The 24,649-nt window shown below is 49.2% G+C and carries 29 protein-coding genes and 1 riboswitch; of the genes, 25 read left to right on the top strand and 4 right to left on the bottom strand.

Features of this window, described 5'->3' with window-relative positions:
- The first annotated feature begins 267 nt into the window (after window positions 1-267).
- Window positions 268-2,223 (top strand): GTP-binding protein, encoded by a 1,956-nt coding sequence (locus EL268_RS14790; RefSeq protein ID WP_106655330.1) that lies wholly within the window; start codon window positions 268-270, stop codon window positions 2,221-2,223.
- A 78-nt stretch (window positions 2,224-2,301) separates the two neighbouring features.
- On the opposite strand, the gene EL268_RS14785 is transcribed toward EL268_RS14790, so the two are convergent.
- Complete coding sequence (locus EL268_RS14785) at window positions 2,302-2,934, bottom strand: Crp/Fnr family transcriptional regulator (RefSeq protein ID WP_106655331.1); 633 nt, start codon at window positions 2,932-2,934, stop codon at window positions 2,302-2,304.
- Window positions 2,935-2,960: 26 nt separating this feature from the next.
- Window positions 2,961-3,608: a Crp/Fnr family transcriptional regulator gene (locus EL268_RS14780; RefSeq protein ID WP_106655483.1), complete on the bottom strand. Its 648-nt coding sequence runs from the start codon at window positions 3,606-3,608 to the stop codon at window positions 2,961-2,963.
- A gap of 335 nt (window positions 3,609-3,943) precedes the next feature.
- On the opposite strand from EL268_RS14780, the gene EL268_RS14775 reads away from it, so the two are divergent.
- From EL268_RS14775 to EL268_RS14735, 9 genes are read left to right on the top strand one after another with little or no spacing between them, the layout of a single operon-like run.
- Entirely contained in the window at window positions 3,944-5,431 is a 1,488-nt protein-coding gene (locus EL268_RS14775; RefSeq protein ID WP_106655332.1) for a 4-hydroxyphenylacetate 3-hydroxylase family protein, read from the top strand.
- Between the two features lie 18 nt (window positions 5,432-5,449).
- Window positions 5,450-5,986, top strand: coding sequence for a 3-hydroxyanthranilate 3,4-dioxygenase (locus EL268_RS14770; RefSeq protein WP_106655333.1), 537 nt, complete (start codon window positions 5,450-5,452; stop codon window positions 5,984-5,986).
- On the top strand, window positions 5,977-6,981 hold the full coding sequence (locus EL268_RS14765) for an amidohydrolase family protein (protein ID WP_106655334.1): 1,005 nt from the start codon (window positions 5,977-5,979) through the stop codon (window positions 6,979-6,981). The genes EL268_RS14770 and EL268_RS14765 overlap by 10 nt, the downstream gene beginning before the upstream one ends.
- On the top strand, window positions 6,978-7,439 hold the full coding sequence (locus EL268_RS14760; protein ID WP_106655335.1) for a RidA family protein: 462 nt from the start codon (window positions 6,978-6,980) through the stop codon (window positions 7,437-7,439). Before EL268_RS14765 ends, EL268_RS14760 begins: the two co-directional genes overlap by 4 nt.
- A 10-nt stretch (window positions 7,440-7,449) precedes the next feature.
- Window positions 7,450-8,916, top strand: a complete 1,467-nt coding sequence (locus EL268_RS14755) for an aldehyde dehydrogenase (RefSeq protein WP_106655336.1) — start codon at window positions 7,450-7,452, stop codon at window positions 8,914-8,916.
- 32 nt (window positions 8,917-8,948) lie between these two features.
- Window positions 8,949-9,734 (top strand): 2-keto-4-pentenoate hydratase, encoded by a 786-nt coding sequence (locus EL268_RS14750; RefSeq protein ID WP_106655337.1) that lies wholly within the window; start codon window positions 8,949-8,951, stop codon window positions 9,732-9,734.
- Window positions 9,735-9,756: 22 nt separating this feature from the next.
- Window positions 9,757-10,644 (top strand): acetaldehyde dehydrogenase (acetylating), encoded by an 888-nt coding sequence (locus EL268_RS14745; protein WP_106655338.1) that lies wholly within the window; start codon window positions 9,757-9,759, stop codon window positions 10,642-10,644.
- Window positions 10,645-10,669: 25 nt separating this feature from the next.
- Window positions 10,670-11,692: a 4-hydroxy-2-oxovalerate aldolase gene (dmpG, locus tag EL268_RS14740; RefSeq protein WP_106655339.1), complete on the top strand. Its 1,023-nt coding sequence runs from the start codon at window positions 10,670-10,672 to the stop codon at window positions 11,690-11,692.
- 12 nt (window positions 11,693-11,704) lie between these two features.
- On the top strand, window positions 11,705-12,493 hold the full coding sequence (locus EL268_RS14735; RefSeq protein WP_106655340.1) for a 2-keto-4-pentenoate hydratase: 789 nt from the start codon (window positions 11,705-11,707) through the stop codon (window positions 12,491-12,493).
- An 86-nt stretch (window positions 12,494-12,579) separates the two neighbouring features.
- On the opposite strand, the gene EL268_RS14730 is transcribed toward EL268_RS14735, so the two are convergent.
- A complete protein-coding gene (locus EL268_RS14730; protein ID WP_106655341.1) occupies window positions 12,580-12,834 on the bottom strand; it encodes a DUF1292 domain-containing protein in 255 nt (84 codons plus the stop codon).
- A gap of 80 nt (window positions 12,835-12,914) precedes the next feature.
- On the opposite strand from EL268_RS14730, the gene EL268_RS14725 reads away from it, so the two are divergent.
- From EL268_RS14725 to EL268_RS33360, 7 genes are all read left to right on the top strand, one after another.
- Window positions 12,915-13,376, top strand: a complete 462-nt coding sequence (locus tag EL268_RS14725; protein WP_126435439.1) for a hypothetical protein — start codon at window positions 12,915-12,917, stop codon at window positions 13,374-13,376.
- 402 nt (window positions 13,377-13,778) lie between these two features.
- Window positions 13,779-13,985: a hypothetical protein gene (locus EL268_RS14720; protein WP_106655343.1), complete on the top strand. Its 207-nt coding sequence runs from the start codon at window positions 13,779-13,781 to the stop codon at window positions 13,983-13,985.
- 230 nt (window positions 13,986-14,215) lie between these two features.
- Entirely contained in the window at window positions 14,216-14,893 is a 678-nt protein-coding gene (locus tag EL268_RS14715) for a D-alanyl-D-alanine carboxypeptidase family protein (RefSeq protein ID WP_106655344.1), read from the top strand.
- Window positions 14,887-15,234 carry a hypothetical protein gene (locus tag EL268_RS14710; protein ID WP_141385441.1) on the top strand — a complete coding sequence of 116 codons (348 nt, stop codon included), beginning with the start codon at window positions 14,887-14,889 and terminating at the stop codon, window positions 15,232-15,234. The genes EL268_RS14715 and EL268_RS14710 overlap by 7 nt, the downstream gene beginning before the upstream one ends.
- Window positions 15,235-15,526: 292 nt before the next feature.
- Window positions 15,527-16,180 (top strand): YczE/YyaS/YitT family protein, encoded by a 654-nt coding sequence (locus tag EL268_RS14705; protein WP_106655346.1) that lies wholly within the window; start codon window positions 15,527-15,529, stop codon window positions 16,178-16,180.
- Window positions 16,181-16,287: 107 nt separating this feature from the next.
- Entirely contained in the window at window positions 16,288-16,635 is a 348-nt protein-coding gene (locus EL268_RS33365; protein WP_232030461.1) for an alcohol dehydrogenase catalytic domain-containing protein, read from the top strand.
- A 29-nt stretch (window positions 16,636-16,664) separates the two neighbouring features.
- On the top strand, window positions 16,665-17,165 hold the full coding sequence (locus tag EL268_RS33360; RefSeq protein WP_232030459.1) for a zinc-binding dehydrogenase: 501 nt from the start codon (window positions 16,665-16,667) through the stop codon (window positions 17,163-17,165).
- Between the two features lie 283 nt (window positions 17,166-17,448).
- On the opposite strand, the gene EL268_RS33950 is transcribed toward EL268_RS33360, so the two are convergent.
- Window positions 17,449-17,634 (bottom strand): hypothetical protein, encoded by a 186-nt coding sequence (locus EL268_RS33950; RefSeq protein WP_377850508.1) that lies wholly within the window; start codon window positions 17,632-17,634, stop codon window positions 17,449-17,451.
- A 462-nt stretch (window positions 17,635-18,096) separates the two neighbouring features.
- Window positions 18,097-18,232, top strand: a riboswitch (cyclic di-AMP (ydaO/yuaA leader).
- A 211-nt stretch (window positions 18,233-18,443) separates the two neighbouring features.
- On the opposite strand from EL268_RS33950, the gene ehuB reads away from it, so the two are divergent.
- Genes ehuB through thpD form a run of 8 tightly spaced genes read left to right on the top strand, consistent with a single transcriptional unit; the run spans window position 18,444 to window position 24,630 of the window.
- Window positions 18,444-19,358 carry an ectoine/hydroxyectoine ABC transporter substrate-binding protein EhuB gene (gene ehuB / locus EL268_RS14690; RefSeq protein ID WP_106655347.1) on the top strand — a complete coding sequence of 305 codons (915 nt, stop codon included), beginning with the start codon at window positions 18,444-18,446 and terminating at the stop codon, window positions 19,356-19,358.
- Between the two features lie 14 nt (window positions 19,359-19,372).
- Complete coding sequence (ehuC, locus tag EL268_RS14685) at window positions 19,373-20,014, top strand: ectoine/hydroxyectoine ABC transporter permease subunit EhuC (protein WP_106655348.1); 642 nt, start codon at window positions 19,373-19,375, stop codon at window positions 20,012-20,014.
- Between the two features lie 5 nt (window positions 20,015-20,019).
- Window positions 20,020-20,682 carry an ectoine/hydroxyectoine ABC transporter permease subunit EhuD gene (gene ehuD, locus EL268_RS14680; protein WP_106655349.1) on the top strand — a complete coding sequence of 221 codons (663 nt, stop codon included), beginning with the start codon at window positions 20,020-20,022 and terminating at the stop codon, window positions 20,680-20,682.
- Between the two features lie 5 nt (window positions 20,683-20,687).
- On the top strand, window positions 20,688-21,476 hold the full coding sequence (gene ehuA, locus EL268_RS14675; RefSeq protein ID WP_106655350.1) for an ectoine/hydroxyectoine ABC transporter ATP-binding protein EhuA: 789 nt from the start codon (window positions 20,688-20,690) through the stop codon (window positions 21,474-21,476).
- 18 nt (window positions 21,477-21,494) lie between these two features.
- Window positions 21,495-22,004, top strand: coding sequence for a diaminobutyrate acetyltransferase (ectA, locus tag EL268_RS14670; protein WP_232030457.1), 510 nt, complete (start codon window positions 21,495-21,497; stop codon window positions 22,002-22,004).
- An 11-nt stretch (window positions 22,005-22,015) separates the two neighbouring features.
- On the top strand, window positions 22,016-23,323 hold the full coding sequence (gene ectB / locus EL268_RS14665) for a diaminobutyrate--2-oxoglutarate transaminase (RefSeq protein ID WP_106655351.1): 1,308 nt from the start codon (window positions 22,016-22,018) through the stop codon (window positions 23,321-23,323).
- Window positions 23,320-23,703: an ectoine synthase gene (locus tag EL268_RS14660; protein WP_106655352.1), complete on the top strand. Its 384-nt coding sequence runs from the start codon at window positions 23,320-23,322 to the stop codon at window positions 23,701-23,703. The genes ectB and EL268_RS14660 overlap by 4 nt, the downstream gene beginning before the upstream one ends.
- A 30-nt stretch (window positions 23,704-23,733) precedes the next feature.
- The gene (gene thpD / locus EL268_RS14655) at window positions 23,734-24,630 is read left to right on the top strand and encodes an ectoine hydroxylase (protein ID WP_106655353.1); all 897 of its coding nucleotides are present in this window, start codon (window positions 23,734-23,736) and stop codon (window positions 24,628-24,630) included.
- The last annotated feature ends 19 nt before the right edge of the window (window positions 24,631-24,649 follow it).

Below are 24,649 nucleotides of genomic sequence, written 5' to 3'. Positions count from 1 at the left end.
TAATTCGCCTCCGTACGCCATTCACTCTGATACGTCTGAATAGGATTACTACTACGTCAGTCATAGTGATCACCTCGCTTCTCTCTGCATGGTATAGAGCATGCAAATGGGGGAAGCTTGGCAACTGATACGAGCCTGTAGTAAATGAAAATGTGCGAATGGATACGGCAATTTACAAGAAAGCGTTAGACAACTATTCTTCTTCTCCATTCTTATGTTTTAATGAAAAAAGAAATGGCAGTCGAGTAGCTATGGAAGAGGGATAACATGAAGCGTCTTACGATCGGCTTGTTTGCCCATGTGGATGCGGGCAAGACTACTTTCGCCGAACAGTTGCTATACCATACGAACAGCATCCGGTCGCGGGGCCGGGTGGATCATCAAGATGCCTTTTTGGACAGCCACGATATCGAGAGGAAAAGAGGCATTACCGTATTCGCCGATCAGGCGGTTATGCACCATAAGGGCGATGTTTATTATTTGATCGACACCCCTGGACACGTCGATTTTTCTTCCGAGATGGAGCGGGCGCTCGGAGTAATGGATTACGCTATCGTGATTGTCAGTGCGGTAGAAGGTGTTCAGGGTCATACCGAAACAGTCTGGCAGTTGTTGCGCAAACATCGGATACCGACATTTTTCTTCATCAATAAAACAGATCGGATCGGCGCGGATGCTAGCAGGACGGAAGAGGAGATACGCAGTCAGTTGACTGGGGATGTCTGTTGCATCAGGGACAATTTCGCTAACGGTATTGTCAGCGAAGGACTACGGGAAATGATGACAGAGCGGAACGACTCACTGCTGGAAGCATTTTTAGAGGAAAGGGACGATCAAGAATTCTGGCTGGGTGCCTTGCAGGAGATGATACGAGATGGGCGTCTTTTCCCCTGCGCCTGCGGCTCGGCACTACAGGATGATGGCGTGGCAGAATTCCTGAATCAACTATCTTTGTTGACGACTGCGTCTTATGACGAGACGGCTCCGTTCGGGGGGCGCATTTATAAAATTCGACACGCAGCAAACGGGTTGAGGCTTACGTTCGTCAAAGCGCTAAGCGGCAAGCTGAAGGTACGGGAGCTGCTTAGCTATGAGAGCGGCGGACTTCGATACGAAGAGAAGATTACACAAATCTTACTGTTTAATGGTAGAAAATCACACGCGGTTGAACAAGTAGCTGCCGGCGATTTGTTCGCGGTCGTCGGCTTGTCCGAAGCCGAAGCTGGACAAGGGGTGGGGCTCTACTCAGACAAGTTTGCTTATGAGACTGAGCCGACACTACAGTCCAAAGTACAGTTTGACGGTTCGCTTCACGTGCAGCAAGTGCTCGCTGCGTTTCGCATTCTGAATGCGGAGGACCCGTCTCTGAATGTGGTTTGGGAAGAGAGTTTGCAAGAGATTCACATTCGCGTCATGGGTCTGATCCAATTAGAAGTGCTGGAGCAGGTTGTGAAGGAACGCTTCGGTTTCGTTGTCTCTTTCGGCCAACCGGAAATCTTGTATAAAGAAACGATACAGTTTGCTGTGACGGGGTATGGGCACTTCGAGCCGCTCAGGCATTACGCGGAAGTGCACCTCCTGCTTGAACCGGGAGAGCGAGGCAGCGGAATCCACTTTACTAGCGTATGTCATCCTGATGAACTGAGTTTTAACTACCAGAATCTGGTTCGGTCTCATCTCTACGAACGGGAGCATCATGGGCTATTGACAGGCATGCCGGTCACCGACATGAAAATTACGCTCCTAAGAGGCCGTGCGCATAACGAACATACTGCTGGGGGCGACTTTCGTGAGGCCACCTTCCGCGCGCTGCGGCAGGGACTGGAGAAAGCGGAGAATATGCTGTTAGAACCATACTATGACTTCAAAATAAAGGTGGGAATGAACGAGATGGGGAGGGTACTTTCGGATATTCAGCGCGCCTCAGGTTCGTTCGAGCCACCGCAGATGTCGGATACGCATGCGTTCATTACGGGAAGGGTGCCCGTGGCAACATTCATGAATTACAGCACCGAATTCGCTTCCTTCACGCATGGACGAGGCAGCATCCGCTGTGTATTTGGCGGATACGATCGCTGCCATAACGCGGAGGAAGTGATAGAAAGGAAACGCTATGAAAAGGATGCAGATCCGCTTTATACATCCTCCTCGATCTTTTGCGCCAAGGGGGCAGGCTACTCGGTGCCGTGGGACGAGGCAGAAGCCAAGATGCATCTGCTCTGAGCAGGACCGAACAGGGCTGTAGCAAGAGTTTCAAAGGTTATTTTCAATGCAGAGGGGCGAGCCTGATTAGGCTTCGCCCTATTTACATTGGAGGCGAGAATAAATCCCACGCAATCCCTCTACATCCACAACTCGAATGGCACTACGCTCAGATAGCTCTATCAAGCCTTGCTGTCGCCATTTCTGCAAAGTCTTGTTCACCGTAATGCGAGACGTATCAATATAGCGGGCAAAAGACAACTGATCGATAGGGATATGATTATTTCCGTACACAGCTATCAGTTTAAGCAGATAATTAGCCATCGCAAGCTCAATTGGACTATCAGTAAACGCGATGATTTCAGCCAGGAGACGGAGTTTATAGATTTGTGAATTGGTGAAGATCACTGCCGACTGTGGGTGGTCTTGGCATACGCGCGATAAGACCTCGTCGGAGAAAAAGTAAATGACAGAAGGAGCAGTAGTTATGGCTGACGTCAGGTATGTGCCGTTATAGGCGCCGTGCTCCCCGAACAACCCACCTGTGGGAATGTAATCGATAGACCGCTCATGCCCGTTCTCAGATAAGAGAGTGATCTTTACGCTCCCTTTGTCTAGATAATAAAATCCAGTTCCCACATCGCCTTGATGGTAGATCGTTGTATGTTTTCCCATTTCGATCTTCTTGCCATACATCAGGTACGGGGTCCACTGATAGCGGAGACAGGCCATTTTGACCACCTTTCACATGGATAGACTTACACTGTGCGAGCAGTGTGTGCCGTGAGTTGTGGGGGCTTCAGCATATCTGGGCGTTTGACGACAAAGGATCGGTTTTTGATTTCAATGATGCCATGTTCCTTCCATACCTTCAGGATCTTGTAGACAGTGATACGGGTGAGGCCAGCACATTCCGCAAGCTCTTGTTGCGTGAGGGGAACCTCGTGGTTTTTGAAGTCTTCGCAAATGTTGAGCAGGAGGCGAGCGATTTGCTCTTCTGAAGTCAATGCCTTCATGTTGATGGCGGTTAGAAGAATCCGCATTTTTTGATTGATTGTTTGGGTGAAAAGAGACAAGAGTTCAGGGCGTGCTTTCAGCATTTCGAGGAATTGCAAACAGGAGAAATGGTAGACGACTGCATTCTTTACAGCAATAGCCGTGGTGAAATGAGGTTGTTGATCCATCGTTTGAAGTCCCATGATTTGACCAGGGACTACGATGTTCACCAGGCGATCTTTCCCCTTGAAGGTAGAGGTCACAATCTTGACTAATCCCTTATGAAGGTAATAAAAACCTTCTCCCATCGTCTCTTGCTTATAGATTGCTGTTTTTCCTTTCACAAATTGACGGGTGCCGTATTCTAAAAGGGTTTCCCATTTCAAATCCGTTTCAAAAGGGGATACCATCATCACCGCTCCTTTCCTCATCAATGATCTGGCCTCTTCCAATCGTCTACTCTAGATTAAATCTTAATTTTCTGAACTTACTACTTTTGATTATATGAAAACAAAGAGCTCCTTACCAATATTTCAACGTGAAAATGACATGCATACGAAAGATAAACAGAAATAATGTTAATTCGTTTACATATCCTCAGTTTCCCCTGAAAGGTGGGAGCGGCATTTTATATTTTTCAGCCGTGATGTTAAGTGGGTTACATTTTTCAGAAAAGACAGACACTATAATGCGGTTTAAGAACAAAAACGGCGCAATCAACAAAAAACAGCAGGGAGGTATTGTGGTGGGAATCCGTACAGGTGACCAATACATTCGGGGCTTGATATCACGGCAACCGGAGATTTGGCTGCAAGGCAGAAAGGTGACAAACGTATGTGAGGAATCTGTTTTTCGACAGCCGATTCATGAAATAGCCAAACTGTATGACATGCAGCATGACGAGAAGTACCAGGAAAAGATTACCCATATTTGTCAGGAGACTGGCGAACGTGTAAACAACGCCTTTCTCGTTGCTAAAACCCCTGAGGAATTGCGGGCGAAACGAGCCTTGTACGAAGCTTACGCGGAAGCCACTTTTGGCTTGATGGGAAGAACGCCGGATTTTCTCAATGTCGTCTTGACGTCGCTATACAGCAATGCGTCTTTCTTGGAAAGGTACAATCCGCAGTGGGCGGAAAACGTGAAAAATTATTACAAGTATGTTCGCGACCAAGACCTATTTTTGACGCATGCGATTATCAATCCGCAAAATGACCGAAGCAAGTCCTCGCACGAACAAAACGATGTGTACACCCATTTGGGGGCAGTAGAGGAGACACCGGAAGGCCTGATTGTCAAAGGAGCGAAAATGCTCGCAACACTGGCGCCAATCACGGATGAAGTCTTCATTTATTCGTTCCCTGGGTTCAAGCCAGGAGATGAGCGTTACGCCTTGGCTTTTGCCATTCCGATTAACACGCCGGGCTTGCGCATCATTTGTAGAGAGCCCATGCAGGATGGAATTCGTTCGGTTTATGACCATCCTTTAGCATCGCGCTTCGAAGAAATGGATGCGGTTCTTGTCTTTAAAGACGTGCTTGTACCTTGGGAGCGCTTATTCCTGTACAACAATGTAGAAGCGGCCAACCTGCTTTATCCAAAGACAGGCATCGGACAGCAGCCGGCGCACCAGACAGGGGTGAGAGGACTGTTGAAGCTCCAATTTGCCACGGAGGTTGCCATGCGGCTGGCAGACTCCATCGGGGTAGACATCTATCCGAATGTCCAAAACATTCTCGGGGAGCTAGCGCAATCGCTGGAATCGGTCAGAGCCCTCCTGAGGACAGCTGAGCTGGAATACGAGACGTTGCCGTCGGGCGAGCTCATGCCGGGTTACGTACAGCTCGAAACCATTCGAGGACTGCTTCCGAAGCTGTACCCGCGGGCGATCGAAGTCATCCAAATTATTGGAGCAGGCGGATTGCTCATGTCCCCGACTGACAGTGATATGGAGCATCCCGAGTTGGTGGAGGATATGGAAAAGTTTTATGCCGGACGGGAGGGTATCTCCGGTACAGATCGGGTTCGCCTGTTTAAGCTCGCTTGGGACCTGTGCGGGGAAGCCTTCGGACAGCGTTTGCTGCAATACGAGCGGTACTATACCGGTGATCCGGTGCGAAAATTAGCGATTTTTTACAACAATTACAAGAAGTCTCATGCATGCACGATGGTGGATGACGCGCTCAGCGTTTTTGCTGCCAAATCGGCATCGCAGACGGAGCAGGTTCTTTAAACAAGGAGGGAATCGAGCATGCGTACATTGGCACCTATCCATTTGTGGAAGTTTATCGAGGATCACATCGATCAGCTCAAGCCACCGGTGAATAACAAGGTGATTTGGAAAGATGCAGAACTAATGGTCATGGTAGTGGGAGGGCCGAATAAGCGGCGGGATTTTCACATTGATCCATCCGAGGAAGTCTTTTACCAGCTCAAGGGTGATTGCTTCGTAGAGATCATGAATCAGGATGGGAAGCGTGAAATCATTACGGTCAGAGAAGGCGAAATGTTCCTTCTTCCTGCGAATGTCCCGCATTCCCCACACCGGATCGCCGATACGATCGGACTCGTGATTGAGCGCAACAGAGATGAGGGAGAACTGGAGGACTTTGCTTGGTTCTGCGAAAACTGCGACCACGAAATGCATCGCGTACGGATTCAACTGACCAACATAGAGGTGCAGGTAAAAGACGCGATCGAAGGATTCAACAGCAATCTGGAGCTGCGGACATGCCAAAAATGCGGGTACGTCATGTCTCCGGAAGCGAGTGAGTGGAAATGCGAGTAGACTTCCATACCCACATGATTCCAGAGGATATTCCGAACCTTGCTGAACGGTTTCATGGAGAGCGCTGGCCAGTTCTGCACCGCACTTGCACATGCGGGGCGACTATCATGGTCGGGGGTAAGGTATTTCGCGAAGTGACGGATCAGGTGTGGGATCCCCAAAAACGGATTTATGACATGCAACGGGAAGGCGTGGATATGCAGGTGTTGTCACCCATTCCGGTCACGTTTTCCTACTGGGCCCCGGCTGCCGAAGCAGAAGTGATGGCGCGGATTCAAAACGATTTTATCGCAGAGACGGTTAACCAACATCCCAATCATTTCATCGGATTGGGTACAGTTCCATTGCAAGACACCGAGGTAGCCATTCGGGAAATGGATCGCTGCATGCATGAGCTCGGCCTGAAAGGGATCGAAATCGGTACCAACGTAAATGGCAACAATCTGGACGACCCGGGACTGATTCCTTTTTTTGAAATGTGTCAGACATGGGATGTGCCACTCTTCGTACATCCATGGGAGACGCTGGGCAGAGAACGGATGCCGCGGCACAACCTGATGTACACCGTCGGGATGCCAAGCGAGACAGCGCTTGCCGCAGCAAGTCTTATCTTGGGAGGCGTGATCGAGAAGTTTCCGCGCCTGAAAATCTGCTTTGCCCACGGCGGCGGCTCTTTTCCTTATATTCTCCCCAGGCTGGACCAAGGCTGGAAGGTATGGCCGCATCTGCGTCTGACCGATCAACCGCCTAGTGTGTACGCGAAACAATTCTACTTTGATTCCTTGACGTACGACCCACTGAACATCCAATACATGATGAAGCGCTTTGGCGAAGAGAGAATCATGATGGGATCGGATTATCCCTTTCTGCTTCGTGAAACACCTCCCGGGGAAGTCATCGATCATACTTTGGAGCTGACTGACGGACAGAAGCGGGCGTTGCTGGGTGAAAACGCGCTTCGCTTCCTGAACATAAAGGAGAGGAACGGACTGTGAAGCATCAGACTGAAACGCCGGAACAACGTCTACAGGCAATGGGCCTAGACCTGCCAGAACCGAGACAGCCTGCCGGCAATTATGTCGGTTGTGTCCAAGCGGGCAATCTCCTCTTCCTGGCAGGCCAAGGGACAAACGAATATCGAGGGAAGCTGGGACAGGATGTCACGATAGAGGAAGGCTACCTGGCTGCCAGGCAATGCATGCTCAATCTGCTGGCTGTCGCCAAGCATGAGCTAGGGGAACTGGGGAGAGTCAAACGAGTGGTCAAAATACTCGGATTCGTTAACAGCGATCCAGCTTTTATAGATCAGCCTACAGTCATGAATGGAGCATCCGATTTGTTGGTGGAGCTATTCGGCGAGAAAGGCAGGCATGGGCGGTCCGCTGTAGGAATGGCCCAGCTCCCGCTAAATAACGCCGTAGAAGTAGAGATGATCTTGGAAATCGAGAATTAGGAGGATTCCCATGAATCAGACTGCCAAGGAAAACCAGGTACGAAAAGACGCCAAGCTATTCATAGACGGAGATTACGTGGACGCTGTTTCCGGTGAAACCTTCGATACGATCAACCCAGCGACAAATCTTAAGCTGGCTTCTGTGGCCAATGCAAGTGAACAGGATGTAAAAAGGGCGATCGACGTGGCGCAGCGTACATTTGAGTCAGGTGTTTGGAGCGAGATGTCCGTAGATGAGCGCGCCAAGATTCTCTGCAAAATGGCTGACCTGGTGATGGAGCGTGTGGACGAACTCGCTTTGGTAGAAACACTCGATGTCGGCAAACCGATCAAAGAAAGCCGGGGCTTCGATATTCCGAGAGCGGCAGCCAATTTGCGCTTCTTTGCCGAAATGGCCAAATACATGGTCCATGAGCATTATGAAATGCGCCATTTTATGTCCTACGCCAAATATGCTCCGGCAGGTGTGACAAGTCTGATCATTCCATGGAATTTGCCCTTCATGCAGATGACCTGGAAAGCATCGGCGGCTTTAGCAGCGGGAAATACCGTCGTTGTAAAGCCTGCCTCGTACACGCCTCTCTCGGCGGTGATGCTCGGAGAGATTGCCAATGAAGCAGGTCTGCCTCCTGGCGTGCTCAACATCATCACTGGTCCGGGAGGGACTGTCGGGACGGCGCTGACAACCCATCCCCATGTGCGTCGGATATCTTTTGTGGGAGAATCTAACACCGGCAAGACCGTCATGCAGAATGCCGCTTCGCATCTGATTCCGGTATCGCTTGAATTGGGAGGCAAATCAGCCAATATCGTGTTTGAAGATGCCGATCTTGATGAAGCGGTAAAAGGGTCGATCGAGGCGATTTTCCGCAACCAGGGCGAAATTTGTCTGGCAGGATCGCGTTTGTTGGTGCAAGAAAGCGTATATGATCAGTTTCTGGACAAATTTGTGGCGGCTGTTCAAAGGATCAAGGTGGGAAATCCTCTGGAGCCAGAAACGGATATGGGAGCGTTGGTGTCTCGCAGTCACTTGGAGACGGTGGAGCACTACATCCAGATCGGACTGGAAGAAGGAGCCAAGCTCGGTTACGGCGGAAAACGATTCAGCGGACTGGGTGACGGCAATTTCCTTGAGCCAACCGTTCTCTATGATGTAGACAACAAAATGACGGTGGCGCAGGAAGAGATTTTCGGTCCGGTCGTCGTGATCATTCCATTTCGTACAGAAGAAGACGCTATTCGAATCGCCAATGATTCGGTTTACGGCTTGGCAGGAGTGGTTTGGACCAACAACCTGCGGCGCGCGCATCGCGTAGCTGATCGAGTGAAGTCAGGTCTTTTATGGATCAATTGCTGGTATGTGCGTGACTTGCGAACTCCGTTTGGCGGTGCCAAGGACAGCGGGATTGGCCGCGAAGGCGGGCGTCACAGCTTCGAATTCTACTCCGAGGTCAAGACAGTCACAATGAAATTATAGCGAGAAGGACAGCAAATCAGGGAGGGAGCCGTGTGGACATAGAAAAGATCACACGATTCGCCGATCATTTAGCGGCGGCGAGTCGTGAAGGGGTGGGAGTAGCGCCACTCACTTTACTGGACCCGCAAATCAGCGAGATAGAGGCATACCACGTTCAATTGAAGACGATTGAGCGAAAAGTGAAAAAAGGCGCGAGAATTACAGGGAAGAAAATCGGCCTGACCTCTCGTGCCATGCAGATACTGCTTGGCGTGGAACAGCCAGACTATGGACATCTATTGGACGACATGGTCGTGGAAAACAACGGAGAACTGCCTTTCGAGTATGTCCTTTCGCCAAAGGTAGAAGCAGAAATTGCCTTCCTGCTGAAGCGCGATCTGGAAGGTCCACGTGTAACAACCTATGACGTCTTGATGGCAACGGAATATGTAGTGCCTGCTTTGGAAATCGTGGACAGCCGTATAGCCAACTGGCAAATCAAGCTAGAAGACACCGTTGCGGACAATGCATCCTCGGGCTTCTATGTGCTGGGTGGACATCCCGTGAAACCGCAAGATCTGGATCTTCCTCTGGTAGGAATGGCGTTTTATAAAAATCAGGAGCTGGTCAATACCGGTGTTGGTGCCGCCGCATTGGGCAATCCCGCATCCTGTGTGGCGTGGTTAGCGAACAAGCTGTACGAATTAGGGATTACACTCAAAGCAGGAGAAATCATCTTGTCTGGTGCGTTATCGGCAGCGGTTGAAGCTAAGCCTGGCGATGTATTTCTCACACGGATTGCTGGACTTGGTTCAGCAGGAGTCAGGTTTGGCAAGTAAAAAACATGAAAGGAGTGCATGTATGAAGAAAGTAAAAGTAGCAATACTGGGCTCGGGGAACATCGGGACAGACCTGATGACCAAGCTTGGAAGGTCGCCGGTTCTTGAACTGACATCCGTGATTGGAATCGATCCTGATTCGGATGGTCTGCATAGAGCAAAGGCAGCTGGATACTACGTATTTGACGGCGGATTACAATCATTTTTGGAAAGCGGTGTGGATCTTGCGGATATCGTCTTTGACGCTACTTCAGCCCAAGCACATATTCGACATGCCACGGCGCTCAGAGAGGCTGGAAAGTTCGCCATCGATCTGACGCCTGCTGCTGTGGGGCCCTATGTAGTACCATCTGTAAATCTCGGTGCTCATTTGAATGAAAAGAACATCAATCTCATCACATGCGGCGGCCAGGCTACTATTCCGATCGTTCATTCAATAGGGAGTGTAAGTCCGGTCAGATACGCAGAGATCGTGGCCACTATTTCCAGTAAAAGCGCGGGTCCTGGCACACGTTCCAACATCGACGAATTTACAGAGACGACCGCACATGGTATCGAAGCGATCGGCGGAGCGAAGAAAGGCAAGGCGATCATCATCCTGAATCCGGCGGAGCCGCCGATCCTGATGAGAGATACGGTCTATGCAATAGTGGAAGAAGGTGCGGACCAACAGGCGATCGTGAAGGCTATCCAACAAACCGTTGCCTATATTCAATCATACGTTCCTGGTTACCGCCTGCGCACAGAACCGATCTTTGATGAAAACAAAATCACCGTTTTTTTGGAAGTGGAAGGCGCGGGCGACTACCTCCCTACATATTCAGGCAATCTGGATATCATGACAGCGACAGCGGTGAAGGTAGCAGAGGCATATGCCAAGCATGCTGTCGGCATCGGCACGGGTATATAGCCGAGAATGAAAGGAGGAACCGCATATGACTCGTGATATTGTGATCACAGAGGTAGCGCTTCGAGATGGGAGCCATGCGATCAATCACCAATTTACTGTGGAACAAGTAGTCGAGGTAGCGCGCGCATTAGATAAAGCGAACGTACCGTATATCGAAGTCTCCCATGGAGATGGATTGGCCGGATCGTCCCTGCAGTATGGGCTGTCCAGGACCCCTGAACTGGAGCTGATCGAGGCGGCCGTTTCCGTTTGTAAACAAGCGAAAGTTGGCGTGCTCTTGTTGCCGGGAATCGGCACGATCAAAGATTTGAAGACGGCTGCAGGGCTAGGGGTAGGCATGGCACGAATCGCCACACATGCGACCGAAGCGGACGTATCAGCTCAGCATATTTATCAGGCTAAAGAGCTTGGTTTGACGACAGTTGGCTTTTTGATGATGTCGCATATGGCTGCTCCGGAAAAACTGGCGGAGCAAGCTGGACTCATGCAAAGCTATGGAGCCGATGTCGTGTATATCGTCGATTCTGCTGGCGCTCTGCTACCTGATCAAGCAGGGGAACGAGTCCGGACGTTGAAGCAATGTCTGCATATTCCTGTTGGCTTCCATGCACATAACAATTTGTCTTTAGCCATGGCCAATACACTCGTCGCCATTCAAGAGGGTGCCACCTGGATTGATGGCAGTGTTCGGTGCTTGGGTGCAGGTGCGGGCAATACACAAACCGAGGTTCTCCTTGCTGTACTGGATCGAATGGGCATTCAAACGGGCGTCGATTTGTACAAAATGATGGACCTGGCAGAGGAAATCGTGTCGCCGCTTCTTCAAGTACCACAGGAAATTACCAGAGACGCTCTCGTTCTCGGATACGCGGGTGTCTATTCCAGCTTCCGGCTTCATGCCGAGCGTGCAGCCAGGAAATTCGGCATCGACTCCCGGGATATTTTGATCGAGCTGGGAAGACGAAAGGTCGTGGGGGGACAAGAAGACATGATCGTGGATGTCGCAGCGGAAATCGCCCAACTAAACAGCTCTACCAAAATCAGATAGGGGGTGATCAGCGTGCAATCGGAACTATGGTACAAACGGTTGGCTCAAAAGCTGGTGGATGCGGAGTTAAATAGGGAGGAGGTCGTGAAACTGACGACTGAATACCCCGAGCTGACAGTGGAAGATGGATATCGTATTCAAGATGAGCTGGTCTCCCTCAAGCTTGAGCAGGGACATCGAATCTTTGCCTCTAAAATGGGTTTGACCAGTCAGGCAAAAATGAAGCAGATGAATGTGCACGAACCGATTCGGGGCTACATTTTTGACTATATGAATATCGAGGACGGCATTCTGCCGATTAATGAATTGATTCATCCCAAGGTGGAAGCGGAAATCGCCTTTGTTTTGCGTGAGGATTTGGAAGGACCCGGCATCACTGAGGCTCATGTCCTGGCAGCCACTGACTATGTGGTTCCCGCACTGGAGATTATCGACAGCAGGTATGCGCAGTTCCAGTTTACCTTGCCGGATGTCATTGCCGACAATACGTCGTCTTCCCGTGTGTTTATCGGATCGACGTGGAGAAAGCCTGATGAGCTTGAACTCGATTTGGTAGGCGTTACTCTTTCGATCAATGGCGAGCTCAAAGACTTGGGGGCTAGTGCGGCCGTTCTCGGTCATCCAGCCCGCTCGGTCGCGATGCTGGCGAACATGCTTGCTCGCGAAGGGCACAAGCTGCACAAGGGAGATTTGATTTTGTCCGGGGGCATTACCGGTTCCCACCAGCTACGGGAAGGGGATGTCGTAAGCGCCAAATGGGGTGGCCTCGGAAGCATTGAGTTTGTGGTGAAAACGGGATAGGCAGTAAGGCGAAAAGCCGAGAAGAATGCGTGGGGTTATCTCGTATTCTCTCGGCTTCTTTTTACGTCGGGTAGAAAACACCATCATCAATCTGGAATTACTTCATCTGCTTCCAATGCAATTTGATAGGCGTCCAATATAGATGCTGCTTCCTCGGGATCATCAATCCCCACCAGATATTGGTCTTCCCCCTCCACGTCTACCACTCGCATAAGAATTCGATCCTTATCTGATGTTAAAAGGGCATAGAATTCTTCGTTCATATCGAATAAAGCTTCAACAGCATATTCTTTTTCATTACCTTGCTCATCCTCAACTGTAATCCGATTATCAATTTCCACGATACAATCCCTCCTGCTCTCGTAAGTCTCGCTTATTATGTACGTGGACAGATCGCTTTATTGATGGAAAAGGAGATGACATGATGAACAGTCCACAACAATCGAGGAACGATGAAACGTTCGCACGGATGATGTCCTGGGTTGAAGCCCATTATGATTGTGAAGTTTATTTTTTAGAGCATTCCAGGCAAGCAAATGGCTTTGTGGAATATCGAAACGGAAAAAACATTATATACATATTGGCGGACAAGGAGGACATCAGCCTCGATACGTTCTCTGACATACTAGCGCATGAGGTAGGCCATGTTATCTACAATCGGCGTATGATGCGAAACGGGTTGTCCTACAAAGAGATTGTGAAGCGGACGCAGGACAAACTGGATAGTTTTTATCAGTTGTTAATCAGAAAGGTTATTACGGTGGAAGAATACGAACGGCTTTATAGCGCTATTGAAGAAGAATGGGATAGCAATCAAGAAAAGGAGCGAATTATCCCTGAGTTACGAAAACTGGTTCATACAGAAAAGCTGCTGTCCACCTAGATAAAATTTGAATGGCTGATCTTTTGTTCCAAAAAAATGAAAGAAGGAAAGTAGCATATAGATGTAAACATCTCGGTTCATTATAAAAGGCGAGGGGAATTTCTCCCCTACGCTATGTAAAGTTGGTGATAGGATGCTCGACAAAGAGCTATTAGTGGACAGGCTGAAAGCAGAGGGCTTCGCCAAAAGTGCAAAGAAAGTACAGAATGAACCTGAAAATAAAAACGCTGAAATGAGAAAGGAAATCCCAGGGGTCGGCAAAAACCCTGAAAACTGATGCGATGTTTTGAACAAATACCGTGTTTTTCCGCATAATCAGGTGCTCGATTTGAGCGCTTTTTTCACGAATCCGGAATAAATGATCTTCGATTTAACACGATTACTTTCAAAGGAGGGATGAAAATGACTCAATTCGATGTTGGCTTAGTGCACAGGCTAGCTGATCAAATGGAGGGACTTGCCTTGGATATCAAAAAACATGTGAACTCCCCCAATGAGCTGAACGAAGATGTAAAAAGGATGACGAGTATTCTTAACAGTTTTCAAACCCTAACGCAAGCATCTAATAGTGGAACCAATCCCATAGCCAAGGAGAACGATGTAAGATAGAGGGTTTTTCAGTGTGCTTATTTCAAGCGGTGCCCTTTACATTAATGCATAGTCTGGTAAAGGATCGAAGGTTGTATACGAGAGAAATTTGAATTTGACGTGAAGTTACCCCTTTGACTTTCCCATAAGGAAAGAAAAGGGGTATTATCAATATTTCGGGTCACTTAGTTGCCGGACTGTTAGATAACGCAGACTATAAAGGCATTCTGAAGGGGAGAGGTAAGATTATTTTGAGAAAAAACAAAGAAGGAAGAAACTATTTTATTAGCTTCATGATTTTGCTTTGCCTTTTGGTAGCTCCTGTCTCTACTTTTGCTGAAGCTGCGAAAATACCATCTATTCAATCACTTGATCTAGAACTCAGATCAGCAGTTCTTGTTGAACCAGTAACCGGTCAGGTCTTATTGTCTATAAACGCAGACCAAGCGTATGCTCCAGCAAGTATGACAAAAATGATGACCGGATACATCATCGCGGATAAAGTCAAAAAAGGAGAAATTTCTTGGAGCGATGTTGTAACTGTCAAGGGAAATGCTTCGAAAACGATAGGTTCTCGCGTTGACCTTGCGAACGGGGAGAGGCATACGGTAAAAGAGCTATTTGCGGCAATGCTCGTCCATTCTGCAAATGACGCTGCCGTTGCCCTAGCGGAGTATGCATCGGGATCCGAGCAGCAATTCGTAGCATTGATGAACGCGGAAGCCAAGCGGCTGGGAATGAAACAATCTCATTTCATCAATGTATCTGGACTTGACCGTACAGATATGCCAATCCCATTCCGCCCCCAGAAACTGGGGGAAAACGTGATGTCCGCAATGGACGTTGCAACGATGGTAAAATCGATTATTCAGGATCACCCGGAGATGTGGACTATGGCTTTGATTACTTTGAGCTCAAACAAGTGGTAGCAGCTAAGAGTACGCCAAAAGGCATGGAGAGCGTTCCAGTCAAAATGGGTACAAAAACAGAGGTTCCTGTGCTGTCTGAGCAAGCCGTTTCTTTTCTTGTTCCCAAAGGCACTGATGCTTCTCAGCTTTTCTATCAGACGAATTTCGTGCCAGTAGAAGTCACTGCACCTTTTCCTGCCGGAACAAAGGTGGGGACCATTACTTACACGTACCAAATGCAAGGAATGGACATGATCCAAGAGAAAACGGTAAACGTGGTTTCTGCGGAACAATTGGAAAAGGCAGGTTGGTTTCGACTACTGTTCCGTTCTATATGGGAAGTCATAAGCGGTCTTTTTTGAGTTCGACAAACCCAGCATAATATCAAGCTGGAATTCAATGGTTTAAGTTGTAGACAAAATATGTGACTTGATTGATAATCAGAGCAAACGAATACATGAAGCCATTTCCCCCTAATGGTAGTTCATGAACCCATATCATTTACACGGCAGGAAAGTAGGTGATCGTATGCTTGGTCAAGTCTTGGCAGTTGTTGATACAAAAGGATGCGTAGCATTCGCTCAATCTCCCCCTTGTTGTAACGAAAGAGGGCAATGAATGAGGGGGTTGAACACCCCCATAAGGGGGAAAATCATGCACAGGAAGCTGTTGTTTCATCCACTTATCGTTCGGTATAGTGTGTTTATGCTTGGATTGGCCGTCATGGGATTTGGAATTGCCACGATGATCGAAGCCAATGTGGGTGTTGCCCCGTGGGATACCCTGCATATCGGATTGCAAAAGACATTTGGATTAACGATCGGCATGTGGTCACAAATCATGGGTGCGAGCATTATTTTCGCATCCTATATCATTGGTAAAATAAAGCCTACCGTGGGCATGTTTTTGAACATGATCTTCTTCGGGCTGTTTATCGACTTATTCATGTGGCTGAAATGGGTTCCCATCGGAGAGACAGTCATGGAGCGAGTCGTTTTTTTCGCCGCGGGTTTGCTCATCTATACTTTCGGTACAGGAATGTACATCTCGCCACGTCTAGGGGCTGGACCACGCGACAGCTTCATGTTGGCCCTACATGAACGAATGGGTTGGGACATCGGCAAAGCCAGAATCGGAATTGAATGCACAGTGACATTGTTAGGTTTTTTACTCGGTGGTCCTGTATCGGTGGGGACACTGGTGACGGCTTTGGCGATTGGACCATTAATCAAACAGTTTATCCCGTTGTGGGAACGAATGATGGCAAAACCGTATGGAAAAGAAGCCGTGAACAATCTAGTAGAATAGATTTCTGTATGACCACCACGCTAGCTTATCGCGTGGTGGTTTTATACATCGATAGAACCTGAGAAGTGATCGACCATTACATCCTTGTATGAATGGGAGGAATACGAATGAAAGCTATTCAAATAGTAGAGTTTGGTGGACCCGAAGTCTTGCAGTACGCGGAAGTAAACGAACCGATCCCAGCTCCTCATGAAGTACGTGTCAAACTATATGCAGCAGGTGTAAACCCAAATGAAACGTATATTCGCACTGGGACGTACTCCTTTTATATTCCGGAGCTGCCATATACCCCTGGATTTGATGGCGCCGGTGTGATTGATGCAACGCAAAAGCGGTCCATCGCTTGCCGGAGTCAATTTCCTATGAAACAGGGGCGTCTCTTGGCATTCCAGCACTTACTGCCTACCGGGCACTATTTCACAGGGCGAAAATCAAGCCAGGTGAGACCGTTCTGATACACGGGGCAAGCGGCGGTGTTGGATTATTGGCTGTTCAAATGGCAAAAGGCTTAGGGACGACCGTGATCGGAACGGCGAGTACAGAAGAGGGAAAAGCTTTGGTGAAAGCTTCAGGAGCTACACACGTGCTCGATCACATCACGGAAGATTCAATGGAGAAAATCATGTCTTTGACACAAGAAAGAGGACCCGATGTAATCATCGAGTTTTTGGCAAATGTGAATTTGGAGACTGATCTAAAAATACTCGCACCTTATGGCCGTGTCGTTGTAGTTGGAAATCGGGGCAGTATTGAAATCAATCCGAGATTGGCGATGATGAAAGAAGCAGATATTTTAGGGCTAGCTCTTTGGAACGCGCTGCCTGACGAGTACGAGGAGAGTCTACATGCTGTTGAGGCGTTCCTCCAAACCGGGATTTTACATCCGGAGATCGGAGAAGTATTGGCCCTTGAGGATGCCAAAAAAGCACATGAACAAATCATCAATCATAAAGCACATGGAAAGATCATTCTCTCCATCGATTAAGGATACGGCAAGACAGCTGCACCCACACAATTATGATTGTTAATACAATTTACGGTTTCCTTACTAGCTGCATAGATAAAAAGGTAGAGGAAGTTAATCGAAGGACAGTTTCTAATCGTGAAGCATGGAGAAATAGGACGAGGAAAGAAGGAATTACTGGGTATTCATTTGGCTTGTGCCGTTGCCACAGACGCCTATGCAGCTGCTCGACTGGCTGGACATCCTGTCATTGCGTTCCATCTCAGGTGCTTTCCTTGCTCATGGACTACAGGCCAACCGTATTCTAGCACTTGATGATCCTGATGTTGTTGTACAAGTGAGCCGCTCGTGTCACCCGTAGATGTATAGAAGAAGTAGAAGAAGTGGCAACAAAGATTTCGTTCAATTGTGCCTGTGTTCCGGTGATTTTTACAAAAGCAGATGGTTTGCAAATGATTTGGATGTTGATTAATCGGCTACTTAATCTCACTACCCCCTATAATTCGCAGAGTGGAAAGAAGTCATGGTCGCAATAACTTTCATAAGGAGTGAACCAGTGCTAAAGAAACCTTCAGTGAAAAATACGAATGGATAACTGGCTTGCATGCACATTTCAAATAAGTAACCAATTCATTAAAAAATGAAACGGGAGTCTTACTGCGTAAGCGTCAGGGACACCGTAGATAAATAAAAGAGGAAAAAGGAAGGTGCCGTTTGTTCGCCTTTCTTTTTTACAAATGACTAATCTAATTATGTTTAATGTGAATGGACGAGACAGAATATGGAAGGATATCTTTGGATACGACTGGTAATCAGGGGTAACTTCATCTGAGAGGGAGTGAGGGCTGAAAATAAGGGAATATGCGGGGTGAGCTAGTAAAGACAGTTATGTTACCATAACCCCCAAGTTAACCATAATGATTCGTGAGAGGAGAACAAGATACCAACCTCAACCAAATAAGGGCCTAGTTCCGCTCATGGCGGAAGCGGGGGAACCATCTATCAGGGGTTAATTCTGTGCAAACAGAAGGGGTGCAAAACTGCCATCCTACCCGTCAGCTAACCTCGTCGGCTAAAGCAGAGTAATCTTACATCAGTTGCATGTCATCTTTTTGATGCAAGTATCGGGCGCCCATGTCCATTGAGGAGATGGTTGGCTCTTCCCGTGATATTTGGCATGCGTATTTAGAGAAATCAGTCGGCGCATTTTGCTTTTCCGTCAGGGATGGCCCTCCTGAAGCGGAAGCGATGTGCCGACTTTTTTTCTACCATTTCTCATAAAAGAGAGGGGCAAGAGGAATGACAAAGACTAGCATAGCGAGATGGGGGGCTATGGCGATCCTGACGTGTGTCTTGCTGTTAGGAGGATGCGGCTCGGGAACACAGGAAGCCCAGCAAGTAGCAGGCGGGAATACCACTGAATCAGGCCAGGATACGCTGAAAAAAGCCAAGAGCCAGGGGTTTGTCACGGTAGGCTTCGCCAATGAAAAGCCGTACGCCTATGCCACGCCAGATGGAAAGCTGACGGGAGAAGCGGTCGAGGTGGCGCGAGTGATCCTGAAACGGATGGGAATCAATGAGATGAATGGCGTGCTTACCGAGTTCGGCTCCCTGATTCCCGGACTGAAGGCGAAGCGATTTGACATCATCACGGCCGGTATGTACATCACTCCAAAACGGGCACAAGAGGTTGCGTTTGCAAACCCTGAATACAGCATCGGGGAGGCTCTCGCAGTGAAGAAGGGCAATCCGCTCGGTCTTAAAAGCTACAAAGACATTGCGGCTAAGCCGCAGGCAAAAGTAGCGGTGATGAGCGGCGGCATCGAAACGGAGTATCTCGAAAAATCGGGAGTGAAAAAGGAACAGATGGTGCTTGTTCCTGATCAACCTTCTGCCATAGCCGCTTTGCAGGCAGGAAGAGCGGATGCCATAACGATGACAGGTCCATCCCTGCAAGCCATGCTTGAGAGCGCCAAAGACGACCAGCTGGAGCGTGTGATGGATTTTGTCCAACCGGAAATTGAAGGGAAGAGCGTACGCGGTTATGGGGCAGCGGCCTTCCGCAAAGAGGATGAAGCGTTCGTGAAAGCCTACAATGAGGAGTTGCAAAAGCTGAAAGAATCAGGGGAACTGTTGGAAATTTTGAAGCCTTTCGGTTTTACTGAGCAGGAGCTGCCGGGTGATATGACAGCGAATGAGCTTTTGCAGCCGTAGTGGAGGGAGAAGCAATGAGTGATCTTCTGCCGTTATTGGCAAAAGGAGCTGGAACCACTCTCCAGGTGACAGTCTTGTCGGTGCTTGTCGCTCTGTTTGTTGCATTTCTGGCAGGGTTTGGATGTCTCAGCCGATGGAGCGGCATTCGTATTGTGAGTACGGTTTACGTAGAGTTATTTCGCGGGACCTCTCTTTTAGTGCAGTTGTTCTGGTTATTTTACGCTTTGCCGCTGTTGGGGATCGAACTACCGCCTCTGGCTGCGGGAGTCATTGCGCTGGGACTCAACTACGGCGCTTATGGATCAGAGGTTGTGCGCAGCTCCATTCAGGCGATTCCAAAAGGACAGACCGAAGCGGCGATTGCCTTGAATATGACAGCATGGCAACGAATGAAGCTGGTCATCTTGCCGCAAGCCCTCGTCATGATGCTTCCTGCATTCGGAAATCTGTTGATTGAACTTTTGAAGGGTACATCCCTGATTTCATTGATTACTCTTGCGGATTTGACGTTCCAGGGCATGATATTGCGTACAACCGACTCGTCCAGAACATTTGAAATATTCTTTATGATTTTGGTTATGTACTTTCTCATGGCGTATCCACTGACACTTGCGATGCGGTGGCTTGAAAGGCGCTTTCATGCAGGGAGGGCGTAAGAAAAATGTGGAGCTGGTCTTTTACGTGGAGTATCCTTCCTGAAATTTTGCAAGCGATCCAAACGACGATTGTGGTGACGCTGGCCGGTTTTGTCCTAGCCATGGTCGGGGGCTTGGTACTTGCCTTCGGGCGCAGGTCGAAAAGGCGAGTGCTCTCCTGGTCTTCCGCGGCATTTATCGAATTTGTCCGCAGCACGCCGCTTCTCGTGCAGCTGTACTTTCTCTTTTACGGGCTTCCGGCGATTGGCATCTCGCTTGGTCCCCTAACCTCTGGTGTTCTTGGTTTGGGTATTCATTACAGCTGCTATTTGTCAGAAGTATACCGATCCGGCATTGATGCTGTCCCCCGCGGGCAATGGGAAGCAGCACGGGCACTGAACTTTTCCATCGGGCAGACATGGCTGCGCATTATTTTACCGCAAGCGATCCGTCCAGTGGTCCCCGTGCTGGGCAACTATTTGATCGTCATGTTCAAGGAGACGCCCATCCTGTCAGCGATTACCTTAGTGGAAATGCTGGCGACAGCCAAGATCATCGGTGCCGAATCGTTCCGTTATCTGGAGGCGTTCACGGTGGTGGGACTTCTGTTTCTGGTGCTTAGCTACGGTTCCTCCCTTTTGATCAAAAAATGGGAGCAGTCTTGGAATAAACAGTACATGCAGAGGTGATCGACATGAAAACAGGCATACAGACGGAACCAGTCGTTCGTTACCGAAATGTGAGCAAAGCCTATGGTGACCTGCAAATTTTAAAAGGGATTGACCTAGATATTCATCCTGGGGAAAAAATTGCGGTCATTGGCCCGAGCGGTTCCGGTAAAACGACGCTCGCCCGTATATTGATGACGCTGGAGGAGCCGACGGAGGGAACAGTTGAGGTGGCTGGTCAAAATTTATGGCAGAAGCAAGTAAGCGGCAGACTGGTCAAGGCGGATGAGAAGCATTTGCACAGCATCCGTGGGAATATCGGGATGGTTTTCCAGCATTTTAATCTGTTCCCGCATATGACCATCCTGCGAAATGTAACAGAGGCTCCGATCCATGTCTTGGGTATGAGCAAGGAGGAGGCAAAAGAACGGGCCGTGACGATGTTGAAAAAAGTTGGACTCGATGACAAGCTGGCTGCTTATCCTTCCCAGCTTTCTGGAGGGCAGAAGCAGCGAGTGGCAATCGCCCGTGCGCTGGTGATGCGTCCAAAGGTCATGCTGTTCGACGAAGTAACGTCCGCGCTCGATCCGGAGCTAGTGGGCGAGGTGCTTGCCGTGATCAAGGAAATCGCCAGGGAAGGTGAGATGGCGATGCTGTTGATCACCCATGAGATGGATTTTGCTCGCGATGTTGCGGATCGCGTCATTTTTACAGACGGTGGCACGATTGTCGAGCAAGGTTCTCCCGAGCAAATTTTTTACAATCCGCAAAGCCCGCGTTTGCAGGCGTTTCTGAGCCGCTTTCGTGCCGGCTGATGAAAGGAGGTGAAATCTTTGAAAGCGACAAGTCGAGACCGCATCGTCCTGCGCCTGCCGACTGAGGAGGATGGAGCAAGCATGTGGGAGCTGGCAAGAGATTCAAAGACGCTTGACCTGAATTCTTCCTATGCCTACTTGTTGTTTGCCAAGTATTTTTCGGACACATGCCTTATTGCAGAGGAAGAAGGCAAAGCTGTCGGTTTTGTAATGGGCTTCCATCCGCCAGAGTCTCCGGATACTTTGTTTGTTTGGCAGATTGGGGTATCCGAGAGCAAGCGCGGTCAAGGAATTGCCAAAGCGATGCTCCGGACAATGCTTCAGCGAACAGCCAAGAGTGACGTGCGTTTTTTGGAGGCGACAGTCTCCCCTTCAAACGGCGCTTCCCGTGCGCTTTTCACGAAAATCGCCAACGAGCTTGCTACCGAATGTGAAGTAACGGAGTGCTTTCCCGCAAGATTGTTTCCGGGACGTACACACGAGCCGGAATGGACGTACCGAATCGGTCCCGTTCCCACCATTTCATAAGGAGGTTTTGCATGAAAACGATTGTCGAGACGAGATCACATTTATCTGTGTTTGACCAGATGGAATCGGAAGTGAGAAGTTATTGCCGCAGCTTTCCTGTCGTCTTCACCAAGGCGAGCGGGCATACGGTCTGGGATCGTCAGGGCAAGGAGTACATCGACTTTTTTGCAGGTGCGGGTGCGCTCAATTACGGACACAACAACCCTGCGATCAAGAAAAAGCTGATGGAGTACCTGCAACAGGACGGAATCACGCACAGCCTGGATATGGCGACAGAAGCAAAGGAAGCGCTGCTCACCCAATTTCACGAGAGTATACTCACGCCAAGAGGGCTTTCCTACAAAGTGATGTTTCCAGGGCCAACCGGGACCAACTCGGTGGAAGCAGCATTGAAGCTCGCCCGCAAAGCCACCGGGAGAGAGATGATCATGAGCTTTACGAACGGCTTTCACGGAATGACCCTTGGTTCTTTGGCTGCCACAGGCAACCGGATGAAAAGAAAGGGAGCAGGTGTCCCGCTCTCCCATGTGATGGCTCTGCCTTTTGATAAGTACATGGGCGAGGGGATCGACACAACGGTTTATATTGAACGGCTGCTCGAAGACGATGGCAGCGGCGTACCTCTCCCCGCAGCTATGATCCTCGAAACCGTTCAGGGGGAGGGCGGCATCCATGTAGCGAGTGCCTCGTGGCTGAGACAGATCGAGCGTATCTGCCGCAAACACGACATCCTGTTAATCGTGGATGACGTGCAAGCGGGATGCGGACGAACGGGTCCTTTCTTCAGCTTTGAAGAGGCAGACATTACACCTGACATCGTGTGCCTGTCCAAATCGATTGGGGGATTCGGCTTGCCCTTTTCGCTTACACTCCTGAAGCCGGAGCTTGATGTGTGGCTGCCGGGCGAGCATAACGGAACCTTTCGGGGCAATAATCTCAGCTTCATCGCGGCAGCCGAAGCGCTGGAGTACTGGCGAGACGACAGCCTCAGCGAGTCAGTCAAGCAAAAGGGGAGCATCGTGCAAACGCATTTGTCACATCTGGTGCAAACGTATCCTGACCTGTCGGGAGAAGTGAGAGGGAAGGGCTTGATGCAAGGAATCGCCGTGGGTGTCGACGGGTTGGCAGAAGAAATATGCACGCGGGCATTTCAACGCGGACTGATTATGGAGACATCCGGGCCGAAAAGCGAAGTCATGAAAGTCATGCCGCCTTTGACCATCACCGAAGAGGCGCTGCGCAAAGGCTTGAACATGCTGGATGAGGCCGTGAAGGAGTGCCTATCTGGCGATTTTCGAAAAAGGAGTGAAGGAAAATGATCGTCAAGCATTTGGAAGAAATTATGGGGACCAAGGATGACATTGATACGCCAACATGGAGCAGCAGACGGATGCTTTTGAAGAAGGATGGCATGGGATTTTCCATGCATGACACGATTATCAAGGCGGGAACGGAGACCTTCATCTGGTACAAAAATCATCTGGAAGCCGTCTATTGCATAGAAGGCGAGGGAGAAATCGAGGTGGTAGGCGGCGAGACTTACCAGATCAAGCCAGGAATGATGTACGCCTTGTCGGAAAATGAAAAACACTATTTACGCGCCAGAAGCCAGATGAGGATGGTGTGCGTCTTCAATCCTCCGCTGACAGGCCGTGAAGTCCATGATGAAGAAGGCGTTTACCCTTTGCTGGAAGTGTAATGATTTTTAAAAGGAGAAAGGAGCTGTCGTATGAAGCAATCAAGACCTGAACTACTGATAGAAGATCAATACCCTTCCCGCATCCATGAGCATCCCGCACTCCTGCAACGAGTAGATCCTGTCGTCTACTGGAATGAAAAGACAAAGGAAGGGCCGCTTACGCAGGAGTCGCTGCAATCGTATGAGAAAAAAGGCTACATCAGTCTGCGAGGATTTTTCTCGCCGGAGGAAGTGCAGGAATTGCGCGATGAATTGACCAAACTCTGGCAAGAAAACCGCGGGTCCACACGCAAAGAGGTTATTTGCGAGCCGCATAGCAACGAAGTCCGTTCCATTTTTGCCGTTCACCGTGATAACCTCGTGTTTCAACACTTGTCTCGTCATCCGCGCTTAGTCTCTATCGCTCAACAGATTTTGGGGAGTGAGGTTTACATCCACCAATCCCGGATCAATTACAAGCATGGTTTTACAGGGAAAGAATTTTACTGGCACTCCGACTTCGAGACCTGGCATGTCGAGGACGGGATGCCGCGCATGAGAGCACTCAGTTGCTCGATTTCACTGGAAGAAAACTATCATTACAACGGGCCGCTGCTATTGCTGCCAGGCTCGCATCAAACGTTTGTCTCATGCGTAGGTCAGACGCCAGAGTCTCATTATGAGCAATCCTTGCGCAAACAGGAGTACGGTGTCCCAGATCAGCAGAGCTTGAAGAAAATGGTAGAGCAGCACGGTATCGATACGATGATCGGTCCTTCCGGTTCAGTAGTCTTTTTTGACTGCAATACCATGCACGGCTCCAATGGAAATATAACACCTATGCCGCGAAGCAATGTATTCATGGTCTACAACAGCGTAGAAAATCGGTTGGTAGCTCCTTTTTCCGGCCAAAAACCAAGACCGGATTACATCGCCACAAGGGACTAAGGAGTACGGCTCACAAGTC

Origin of the sequence: Brevibacillus brevis, from assembly GCF_900637055.1 — a bacterium.
GTDB classification, from domain to species: Bacteria; Bacillota; Bacilli; order Brevibacillales; family Brevibacillaceae; genus Brevibacillus; species Brevibacillus brevis.
The sequence above is the reverse complement of the archived record's forward strand: the minus strand, read 5'-3'. Positions and strand labels throughout refer to the sequence as shown.